The sequence below is a fragment of the Microvirga tunisiensis genome (assembly GCF_009296175.1).
Taxonomy (GTDB): Bacteria; Pseudomonadota; Alphaproteobacteria; order Rhizobiales; family Beijerinckiaceae; genus Microvirga; species Microvirga tunisiensis.
In genome coordinates, this window is the sequence record NZ_VOSK01000210.1 from 1 (window position 1) to 11,466 (window position 11,466).

Annotated in this window: 7 protein-coding genes; 6 read left to right on the forward strand and 1 reads right to left on the reverse strand. The window is 62.0% G+C overall.

Annotated features, from left to right (window positions below; genetic code table 11):
• Positions 1-815: 815 nt before the first annotated feature.
• Positions 816-1,457, reverse strand: coding sequence for a TetR/AcrR family transcriptional regulator (locus FS320_RS30030; RefSeq protein WP_152715926.1), 642 nt, complete (start codon positions 1,455-1,457; stop codon positions 816-818).
• Positions 1,458-1,626: 169 nt separating this feature from the next.
• Between FS320_RS30030 and FS320_RS30035 the strand changes: the two genes are divergently transcribed.
• From FS320_RS30035 to FS320_RS30060, 6 genes are all read left to right on the forward strand, one after another.
• Positions 1,627-2,799 carry an efflux RND transporter periplasmic adaptor subunit gene (locus tag FS320_RS30035; RefSeq protein WP_476738988.1) on the forward strand — a complete coding sequence of 391 codons (1,173 nt, stop codon included), beginning with the start codon at positions 1,627-1,629 and terminating at the stop codon, positions 2,797-2,799.
• Entirely contained in the window at positions 2,796-5,948 is a 3,153-nt protein-coding gene (locus tag FS320_RS30040) for an efflux RND transporter permease subunit (protein ID WP_152715927.1), read from the forward strand. The genes FS320_RS30035 and FS320_RS30040 overlap by 4 nt, the downstream gene beginning before the upstream one ends.
• Before the next feature lie 73 nt (positions 5,949-6,021).
• A complete protein-coding gene (locus FS320_RS30045) occupies positions 6,022-6,564 on the forward strand; it encodes a TetR/AcrR family transcriptional regulator (protein WP_152715929.1) in 543 nt (180 codons plus the stop codon).
• Between the two features lie 178 nt (positions 6,565-6,742).
• A complete protein-coding gene (locus tag FS320_RS30050; RefSeq protein WP_152715932.1) occupies positions 6,743-7,933 on the forward strand; it encodes a metallophosphoesterase in 1,191 nt (396 codons plus the stop codon).
• Between the two features lie 544 nt (positions 7,934-8,477).
• Positions 8,478-10,445, forward strand: a complete 1,968-nt coding sequence (locus FS320_RS30055) for a LuxR C-terminal-related transcriptional regulator (RefSeq protein ID WP_244627482.1) — start codon at positions 8,478-8,480, stop codon at positions 10,443-10,445.
• 507 nt (positions 10,446-10,952) lie between these two features.
• Positions 10,953-11,466, forward strand: a 514-nt coding sequence (locus FS320_RS30060) for a PAS-domain containing protein (protein WP_192926360.1), incomplete at its 3' end; no start/stop codon positions are given.

Here is an 11,466-nt window from a genome sequence, read left to right on the forward strand (position 1 = left end):
GTGCGGGCTTGCGGATGAAGGGAGTGCATCACGTCCTCCTGCGGTGAGAAGCTCGGCGTCGCAGGCCGTCAAAGCGCCAAGTGTACTCCTCAATGGCGTAACGCACCCGATCCCAACAACGTTCCGCCACCAAACAGCTACCGTCATGACCCGGCCCACCAGTGGCTGCGGTCGCTGATCAGCGAAGCCGCGAAGGACGCATCAGACCCGTTGGTGGGAGCTGAAGGCGAAGGTTAGGTTGGATCCGTCGCAACCACGTTTCCGCGCACTAAGATAGCCGAAATAGGTCGCCGACTTCCCGGGGAATGACGCAGCGTGCCTTTGGGCGCTGATCCGGGGGCAGTGACGAATCAGGAGACGGGTTCAAAGTCTCAAATTGGCACTCCTGAGACGTAAGCGTTTGGTCCGCTTCGACATTCAAGTGCCGACGTTCGTTGGTTGGGCCGGAACGTGAAACTTTGACCCTGATGTATGGACCGGCCGTGCGTCGCAAGAGGCTTTCGAGATGGTGAGGTTGGTCTTGCGCTCATGGATCCGGCCCTTTGCGGAGCAGAGCTCCTGGCCATCATGGATATCCGCTCACACCGGTTCTCATTAGCTGAACTTCAGCATTCGGGGCCATGGTGGGAGTGCGCCGGCCTTCTCGCATACAGGCCGCAGATATAAGCCCCGCATCAAGGATCAGCCCGTTTCTTCTCCAAAGAGGTCAGCGCCATTGAGGGGAATTGCCGCTGACACGAAACGAGGTGCTTGATGCGGGGCTGGGACCTGCTGCCACGGGGGCACAAGATTGCAGCAGATCCAAATGGACTTTGCTATGGCTTGTTGCTCTCCGGTGTGGCTCGGGGCAGTAGGCCATTCAGAAGAAGATCGACTGCAATCTCGAAGTGCCGATCCAAGTCGATGGGCCGCCGGTCCGAGAACAGAAGCATCCAGATGTTCAGGGAGAGAGCCGGTGCGAGCAGGAGTTCCGGGAACTCCAGGACAGAGGAGTGACGGATCTCGCCTTTGGCATTTCCATCGTCCAGAATCTGACGCAGCCGTCTGACCACCGGTCCCATGAAGTTCTGGTGGTGCTCGTCGATCAACTCGGGAAACCGGCTCGCCTCAGCAATCAGCAGGCGCAGGATCTCTCGACCTCGCGGGTCCGTCGCGATAATTCTGTACAAGAAGCAGAGATAGGCACGCAGGAACTCAGGAGCCGTAGATGAGTTCAATGCGGCGAATTCCTCAGCCTGAAGATGAACCGGCCGCGAGAGCTCGCGAACCATGGCGACGAAGAGCTGTTCCTTGTTCTCAAAGTAGAAGTAGATCGTGCCTTTTGTGACGCCGACGCGTGCTGCAACGTCTTCGAGACGCGTAGCGGCGTAGCCGTTCTGCACGAACTCCTCAAAGGCGGCTTCCAAGATCTCTCCAGGACGCTCTGCCTTGCGGCGGGCCCTTACACCTCCAGCCATAAGATACTCCTCACATCTCCCCTGTTGGCTCTCTACGGCTTCCTGAGCACAGCCGTCCACTAAGGAGGGTGGTCGGATCCGGTTTATTGACTAACTCGAGAGTCAATTATCCTTGACTGACTCGTAAGTCAACGAATATATGCGGTGCACCATTGATGAATCGAGCTCGATGATGACCCGCCCCAAAACACCGGCAGCCCGCCTCCTCTTGTCTGCAATCCTCCTCCTGGCTTTGCTTCCACCAGCCAATGCGCAGCAATCCGGTGGGCCGACCCCACCACCCCCGCAGGTCACCATCACGGAAGTGCAGACAAAGGCGGTGTCCGTCACCTACGAGTATGCCGCCCGTGTCTCGGCCTACCGCGAGGTGCAGGTGAGGGCGCGTGTGGGCGGCATCCTCCTGAAGCGGAACTTCATCGAAGGTGCACAGGTCAAGGCGGGCCAAGTGCTGTTTGAGATCGATCCGGCCCCCTTTGAGGCCGAACTCGCTCGGACCAAGGCACAGCTTCAGCAGGCCCAGGCGCAGTCCAACCAAGCCGTGCGGGATGCTGAGCGGGCGTTGCAGCTCTTCGCCCGCGGCGCAGGCAGCGAGAAGTCCCGCGATGATGCCATCGCGGCCAAGGAGCTTGGAGCCGCCGCCGTCGCCGCGGCCGAGGCTCAGGTTCGCACCGCTCAGCTCAACCTGGACTACACCAAGGTGAGGGCTCCCATCAGCGGCATCACCAGCCTGGAGCAGGTGCCGGAGGGCAGCCTGATCGGCACCAGCGGCGACAGCGGCCTGCTCACCGCCATCACCCAGCTCGACCCCATCTATGTGAACTTCGCCTTTGCCGATCGCGAGGGTGCGGAGATCCGCCGTCTCCTGGCTTCCCAGCAGCCGAAGCGATCCCCGGCGAAAGACCTCAAGGTGAAGATCACCTTCGGCGATGGTGAGGTCTATGATCAGGAAGGTATGATCGACTTTACCTCCAGCAGTATCGACACCCAAACCGGCACTCTGCAAGCCCGTGCCATCGTCAAGAACCCGAACCAGCGTCTGGTGCCGGGGCAGTTCGTGCGGGCGACCGTCACCGGCCTCACCCTGGACGATGCCATCGTGGTTCCTGAGGCGGCCGTGATGCAGGGACCGCAGGGGCAGTTCGTCTATACGATCAACAGCACCGGAAACGCCGAGATCCGCCCGGTCGAACTGAGCCGCCAGATTGAAAGCGGCTGGATCGTCTCCTCGGGCCTGAGGGCAGGGGACAAGCTCGTCACCGAGGGCGTCATCAAGGTTCGTCCTGGAGGGCCGGTCACCGCTGCGGTGGCATCAGCCAACACCAATGTGGCGGTGAAGCAATGAATCCTCGCTTCTTTATCGACCGGCCGGTTTTTGCCGCCGTCCTCTCCATCGTGATTGTTCTGGCTGGCGCCTTGGCCATCCGGGCACTGCCGATCGCTCAGTATCCTGAACTGACCCCGCCGCAGGTAGTCGTGAGCGCAACCTATCCTGGCGCGAGTGCCGAGACCGTTGCGCAAACCGTGGCGGCTCCCTTGGAGCAGCAGATCAACGGCGGGGAGGGCATGCTCTACATGCAGTCCACGAACTCCAGCAGCGGGTCGATGCAGCTGAGCGTCACCTTTGCGCTCGGCACCGACCCGGATCAGGCCACCATTGACGTCAATAACCGGGTTCAAAGGGCAACCTCGACCTTGCCAGAGGAGGTGACACGGCAAGGCGTTACCGTGGCCAAGCGTTCGACGTCAATTCTTGGCATGGTCGCCATGTTCTCGAAGGACCCGCGGTACGACCGGACCTATGTCGGCAACTATGCGCTTCTCAACGTGGTCGACGAACTCAAGCGCATCCCGGGCGTCGGGGATGCATCGGTGCTCGGGTCGGTGGAGTACTCCATGCGCATCTGGCTGCGGCCGGACAAGCTTGCCGAGTTCAACCTGACGCCGACAGAGGTCGCAGCAGCGATCCGCGAGCAGAATGCCCAGTTCGCTGCGGGCCGTTTCGGCGATGAGCCGACCGACAAGTCGGTGGCCTTCACCTACTCGGCCACAACACAGGGCCGCCTGCCGGACAAGGCGGCCTTTGAGGACATCATCCTGCGCTCGAACGAGAATGCGGCCGCTCTGCGTCTTAAGGATGTGGCGCGCGTGGAACTCGGGGCTCAGAGCTATACGGTCACAGCTCAGCTCAATGGCACCCCGGCGGTGCCGATCGCGATCTACCTCCAGCCCGGCGCCAACGCTCTGGCCACCATGGAGGCGCTGACCGGCCGGATGGACGAACTCAAGAAAGCTTTCCCGGAAGGCATCGACTATCAGGTTCCCTTTAACACAACCAAGTTCATCCAGGTCTCGGTCGAAGAGGTCATTCACACCTTCATCGAGGCCATCATCCTCGTGGTCGCCGTCGTGTTCCTGTTTCTGCAGAACTGGCGCGCGACGCTGATCCCGGTGATTGCGGTACCGATCTCGATCATCGGCACGTTTGCCGGCATGTACCTGTTCGGCTTCTCGATCAACCTGCTGACGCTGTTCGGCCTGGTGCTGGCCATCGGCATCGTGGTCGACGATGCCATCGTGGTGCTGGAGAACGTCGAGCGCATCATGTCGACGGAGCACCTGTCACCACGCAAGGCCGCCATTAAGGCCATGGGCGAGGTTACAGGGCCTGTCATTGCCATCGTGCTGGTGCTGTGTGCCGTATTCGTGCCCGTCACCTTCATGGGCGGTCTCGCCGGCGAGATGTACAAGCAGTTTGCTGTGACCATCGCGATCTCGGTCACGATCTCAGGCATCGTGGCTCTGACGCTTACGCCCGCTCTGTGCGCGCTGATCCTGAAGCCTGGCCATCATGAGCCGGCGCTGCCGTTCCGCCTCTTCAACCGTGCCTTCGACAAACTGACGGCGGGTTATACGGCCGGCGTCCGCTTCCTCGTCCGGCGGGTGGTGGTGGGTCTGCTGATCTCGGCGGGCGTGGTTGGCGCGACTGCCTACCTGTTCATGACCATTCCTGGTTCCCTGGTGCCGGACGAGGATCAGGGTATTATGTTCAGTGTCGCCATGCTGCCGCCGGCCGCTTCCTTGAGCCGGACCCAGGTGGTGGTGGACACAGCGAGCCAGAACTTCCAGAACCATCCGGCGGTGGAGAGTGTCTTTGCAGTATCAGGCTTTGATCTGCTCTCAAGTGGCATGAAGACCAGCGCCGGCACCTCCTTCGTATCCTTGAAGGACTGGGCCGAGCGCGAGGCGCCGGAGCTCGATGCGCGCAAGCTGGCGGGGCCATTCATGGGCATGAACGCCGGCATCAAGGACGGCATGGTCCTTGCCTTCAATCCGCCACCGATCATGGGCCTGAGCACGACCGGAGGGTTCGAGCTCTACCTGCAGGATCGGACTGGCGGGGGCGTGGCCAGCCTCAATGCGGCCACGACAAAGCTGGTCGAGGCCGCCTCCAAGCGGTCTGAGCTCACAGGCGTGCGGACGACGTTCAGCACCAACGTGCCGCAGTACAGGATCAACCTCGACCGCGACAAGGCCAAGGCCCTGAACGTGCCGATCAACTCGGTCTTCGAGGCGATGCAGAGCACCTTCGGCAACCTGTACGTCAACGACTTTACCCTGTTCGGACGCAATTACCGTGTCATGCTTCAGTCCGAGTCGAACTTCCGCCAGACGCCCGACGATCTCAGGCACGTCTTCGTCAAGACGGCTGCGGGCAGCATGATCCCGCTGAGCACGCTGGTGACGGTCGAGCGTGTGATTGGTCCCGATCAGTTGGAGCGCTTCAACGCCTTCAATGCCGCCAAGGTGACCGGCAACCCGGCTCCTGGCTACACCTCGGGCCAGGCGATTGCGGCCATGCAGGAGGTTGCCCGGGAGGCGCTGCCGGAGGGGTTCCAAGTGGCCTGGACGGGCTCGGCCTACCAGGAGTTGGAGACTGGCGGTACCGGATCCCAAGCCATGATCTTCGGCCTGGTCATGGTGTTCCTGATCCTGGCGGCGCAGTACGAGAAGTGGAGCCTGCCGCTCGCTGTCATCACGGCTGTTCCGTTTGCGTTGTTCGGCGCTCTAGTGGCGATCTGGCTACGGGGGCTGACCAACGACGTTTACTTCCAGATTGGTTTGGTGACTCTCATTGGTCTGGCGGCCAAGAACGCGATCCTGATTGTGGAATTTGCGGTGCTCAGGCGTCAGGAAGGCGCGAGCGCGGTCGAGGCTGCGATCGATGCCGCTCGCCTGCGCTTCCGGCCGATCGTGATGACGTCGCTGGCCTTCATTCTAGGCGTGGTGCCGCTCGCGATCTCGACTGGCGCAGGTTCTGCCAGCCGACACTCGATCGGCACGGGCGTGATTGGAGGAATGCTGGCGGCGACCTTCATCGCAACCTTCCTGATCCCGATGTTCTATCGCTTGATCGCATGGCGGCAGCCGAAGGCTCGCGAAGAGGATGACGATGTCCTGCTGGCGCCAGCTCAGGAAACGCCAGCACGATGATGGGAGTGGGCCGGCCCGTGGTCGCTAGAGCACAACGGCCGGCCCAAGGGAAGGACTTCATAGCGTATTGATCATGACATCGAAGCGTGATGCGACAACCGCCTCTGCCCAGAACCGTATTCTGGACGCCGCGGAAGATTTGATCACGGCAAGAGGCATCTCCGCCTTCACCCTCGATGCTGTGGCCCAGGCGGCAGGTGTCAGCAAAGGTGGCCTCCTGTACCACTTCAGCTCCAAGGACAGCCTGATCTCCAGCCTCCAGCGTCGCATGGCCTCACGGCTCGTGGATGCGCTGCAGGAGGCCGAAAAGCGCTCCGAGCCGATCCTTCAGGCATTTGTCCGACAGTTACGCCATGACTATGAAACTGGTGGACGGCATTTTGCGGCATTGCTGCTGGCCCGTGAGCAACCATATCCTTGCCAGGAGTTGCAATCGCTGATGACATGTCTCGCTCGACGGAGCAGCAGGTCTGGGGACAGCAAACCGCTGCTCCTCCTGCTGGCCGCCTTGGGATTGATCCTCTCCAGCCTCGCGCGGTTGCCCTATCCTGAACCTTCGCAAATCACAGACCTCTTTGACGAGATGGAAACAATCGCTGCTAAGTTCACGATTTGATGGCATTTGCACTGGCAAGTCGACCAGTGCGGATGTCGCCTTCTAGCAGAGACGACCTCAGCCATACTTCCACATTACTGGGATGAGCGGCCTCTCGCACCGCCATCCGCTATGACTCAGTTCGACCCACCTCAGGCCGGCCGTTCCGGTCCTGTGCCACTTCAATCCAAGGACGTCCATGTTCCATTTGGTATTCTCACTGCCGAGCCTCTATGTCCTGGCGCGGTTTGTGTGGCCGCTTCCTTGGGCGCCGGGCGGGAAGATCGCCCTTGCCATCCTCCTGCTCATGGCATCGCAATACCATCTCTGGAGCCGCCTCTCGTCCGGCTCGGTCTTCTCGCCCGAGTTCCCACGCGCTCTGGTGCTTCTGTTCAACTGGGCGTTCGGGGCGATCGTGCTGCTGGCGGTGATGCAGATCGTGCTCGATGTGACCGCGCTGGTGGCGAGTCCGGTTCGGCTTGGCGGCTGGGCTACACTGGATTGGGTGCGCAACGCAGCCGCCATCGCAGCCATGCTGCTGTCGGCTTTGGGCGTGCATCAGGCAACGCGCGTGCTGCCGCTCAAGGATGTCGAGATCGCAATCCCCGGGCTGCCGCAGCAGTTCGACGGCTACAGGCTTCTGCAACTGACCGACCTCCACATCAGCCGCCTGTTTCCTAAGGAATGGACCCGAGCATTGGTCGATCGTTCCAATATGCTCGGCGTCGATCTGATCGTGGTGACCGGCGACCTGATCGACGGGTCGTTCGATGCCCGGCGCGCCGACGTGGAGCCGCTCCGCGATCTGCATGCGAAGGACGGCGTCTGGGTCATTCCTGGCAACCACGAGTACTTCTTCGACTACGAGGCGTGGATGCGCCATTACGCCAGCCTGGGGATGCGCGTGCTGTCCAACGACCATACGGTCCTGACCCGCAATGGCGGGTCGCTCGTACTGGCCGGCGTCACCGACCTGTCGGCGACTCGGACCCGCCTCCCGGCACCGGATTTGTCGGCGGCTCTTGCAGGCGCACCATCAGACGCACCGATCGTGTTGCTCGACCACCAGCCCAGGAACGCCGCGCAGGCGGCCGCACGAGGTGTCGCGCTGCAACTGTCCGGCCACACTCATGGCGGCATGATCCTTGGGCTGGATCGGCTGGTCGCACGCGCCAACAACGGGTTCGTGTCGGGCCGATACATGATCGGCGGCATGACACTCTACGTCAACAACGGCACCGCACTCTGGCCCGGCTTCGCGCTGAGGCTGGGCCGCCCGTCCGAGCTGACACGCATCACCCTGAGGCGCGCGGCGCAGCAGGTTAGTCATCGTGTCCAGCCGGTGACGTTTCCTGCGCCGCGTCCTCACGCTTCAGCCGCCTCAGGATGACTTCACGAGGATCATGCCCTCCGGCGGAAGGGCAGCTTCTGGCACATCTCGGAAGAAGCGCTTTGGTCGGTTCATCAGGCGGTAAGCGGACCTTCGTTTCATTGGCTATTCGTTACACTTTGACCCTGAAGAGACATTTTGAGAATTGTCTCTTCCGAGCCGGAACTCGAAAGTCTGGCGCCACCCGAAGCCTCAAATGGCGTCCTTGAACAGCCAGGTGAGGCTGGGCTCTCCGTTCCCCGCACGGGCAAAAAAGAGAAGCGCCCGCTGCTTCAAGGGGCGCTTCAAGGTCCGGTCCGTAGGGGCAAAAATCGCGGCACCGGTCAGTTTCCAATATCCGGGCATACGCGCCGCGTCACGTCGGTACATTCCGACGTAGGAATCCGACAGTGCAGAGAAACCGCTTCCAATGGAAACCAGCCAGCACTTCTCCGGGGCCAGCCATGAGCACCTATACTTTGGCGGTATAGGAAGGAGCATCATATAGCCAAGCTCTGGCCGGCATGATCAACTGTGGCAATTGGAGGTTCTCGGCTTGAAAGCCATGCAGTTTCTCACCGGTGGCGGCACGATGGGTGCCCGGATCCAGGCCTGGGATTGGTCTGCCTCACCACTTGGCTCACCTGAGAGATGGCCGCAGGACCTGCGCACCGTCCTCAGGACTGTGCTCCACTCAAAGTTTCCGACTTTTCTCGTCTGGGGCCCCGAGCTCATCACCTTCTACAATGATGCTGCCCTCCTGCTGCGGGGAGCCCGGCCGGAGGCACTCGGCCGGCCCCTTCCACACACGTGGGGCGAGGTTTGGGATATTGTCGGTCCGGTTCTCGAGCAGGCGTTTCGGGGTGAAGCAACTTACCTCCAGGATGGTCCCGTCGACATTGTCCAGCGAAAGAGCTATCCCGAACGGACCTGGTGGACCGCCTCGTTCAGTCCAATCCCGGACGAAGCCGGCACCGTGAATGGCGTGCTCATCATTCTTCAGGAAACCACCGAGCGCGTGCTCACCGAGCAGCGGCTCCGGCTCCTGGCGGACCTGAGTACCCGCCTCCGCAGCATCCCTGACGCCCGCAGCGTCATGGCTACGGCGGCGGAGATGCTTGGACAGCATCTGAGGGCCAGCCGGGTTGGCTATGCAGAGCTCAGCGAGACCGGCGAAGCCTTCACGGTTGAGCGCGACTGGACGGAGGGTTCAACCCCGACCTTTGCCGGCCAGCATCAGGTCAGCGCCTTCGGTCCGCTCGTCGAGAGCGAGTTGAAGGCAGGGCGCACGGTGCGCATCGACGATGTTGCAAGGGATCCGCTGACTCGAGAGCCATCCATCGTCGCCGAGTTCATCGACGCTGGCAATCGCGCGATCATCATCGCCCCGCTGATCCGAGAGGGGCGCCTCGTCGCGTCGCTCTACGTGCACCAGGTCGAGTCTCGCCATTGGCGTGATGATGAGGTGGTGCTCGTCCAGGAGGTAGCCGAACGCACCTGGACATCGGTTCTGCGAGCGCGGGCCGAGACGGCCCTGCGGGACAGCGAGGAGCGCTTCCGGCAGTTCGCCAAGCACTCTTCGACCGTGCTCTGGATCCTGAACTTGGAGACACGGCGGCTGGAATACCTCAGCCCGGCTTACGAGACGATCTGGGGCGAGCCGGTGGAGATCGCCCTGAGCGACCTCGATCATTGGATCGGGACACTCCATCCCGAGGATCGGGAGCGGGCTGGCACGGCCATCGAGCGTGCTTCGCGCGGCGAAGAAGACACGCACGAGTACCACATCACCCGACCGGATGGTGGGGTGCGCTGGATCCGGGATACCTTCTTCCCGATCCGGGACGAGCAGGGGCGGGTCCGATGGGCGGGCGGCATTGCCCAGGACCTGACCCAGCACGATGGCTCCAAAGTCTACGTGGTCGACAGCAATGAGGCCTCACGCCGCGAACTGTGCCTTCTCCTCCAGAGGTCCGGCTACGAAGTGACGACGTTCGGCTCGGCAAAGTCCTTCCTGGAGGTGGCGCCAGTGCTGGTGCCCGGCTGTGTTGTGCTCGACATCCGCGGCCATGCAGCCGGCGAGTTGACGATCCCAAAGGAGCTGAAAGCCCGGCGGTCCGGCCTGCCGGTGATCGTGATCGGGGAAGCCCGTGGGAATGTCGCGGTCGGGGTCCAGGCCATGAAGGCTGGAGCCGCGGACTTTCTCGATGTGCCGTACCAGTCCGAGCAGCTTCTCGATGCGCTGGCCTCGGCTCAGGCGATGATCCGCGAGAAGGCTGAGCGGGACCAAGCCAGCGAACGCGTGAAGGCGCTCCTTGCGGCGATGCCGCCGCGCGAGCGCAACGTCCTCGATGGACTGCTGGCCGGAGGCACCAACAAGACGATTGCTCGCGACCTCGAGATCAGCCCGCGCACGGTCGAGGCGTACCGCGCCCGCATCATGGAGCGGCTGGGGGCGCAGAGCCTGCCCGAGCTGGTGCAGATTGCCGTGGCGGCCGGCTTGCAAGCCAAAGCCTCGGATAGGAATGGCTAACGGCGCATGTGACGATAGAGCCAACTTTCGATTCAGCGGAGACGCGGGATCGGAACTCTACGTAGGAACCTTCCGTCATGACCCGTCGGGCTCGGCTCGGCATGCTTCGGCGTGATGGAATGCCAAGCTTCCAGGAAGGGGCGTGGGAAACACCTTGCCAGTTGTGCCGGAACTAGGGCAGCCAAGCCCGGAGCAGCGCAGGGATGCGTACAGGCTCTATCGCAACAGACAACGACCTAAGCTCATCTGTGCCGTTCCAGACGGGGCTCCGCTGCCTGCGTTTGTTGCTCCGGGTCAATGGAGCTTCGAGCAGATGCTGTGCCCTGAGGATGCGGCACCCGCCGGCTTTCGTGATCGACCCGCTGCCGTTGGTGTGCGGCTGAATGGTTTCCACCTGTTCCAGGCCTTTCTGTGCTGACGTCGCATACGGGAATCCCCAAGTGGACAGCCACCTTGCTGCTTGGCAATGGCTGGCTGTCCGGCTTTCCTCTCTGACCTAGAGCTTCAATGACCCCATCCCCCTTCAATCCGGATGATGAAGCCCTCCGCTGCCTTGTGGAGGCCCTCACGGAAAGCGGTCAGGCCGTCTCCATCTTCGATGCCGCGGACAATCTCCGCTACGCTAATAAGACCTACCAGGGCATGTTCCTCGGCAACTATGACGGTCCTTTCACCTTCACCGGCATCACTCGCCACGCGCACAGGAATGGGCTCGGGGTGCGGATTGATGACGGAGATGTCGAGGCCTTCCTTGCCAGGACTCTGGCCCGGCGACGGTGCGCGCCTCGTAAGTCGTTCGAGACCGATCTTGTGGATGGCCGCTGGTTCTGGATCGACCACACCATCCTGCCGAACGGCTGGATCCTGTCCGTGGGCGCTGACATCACGACATTGAAGGAAGCAGCCACAGACTACCCATTCCGAAGATCTTCCAACGTCCATAACCATCACTCGGGAGCGGCACGCATTCGAGGGCTGTCGCCTGACTGTCATCAGCCGTCTGAAGCGCCGCGGCATACTG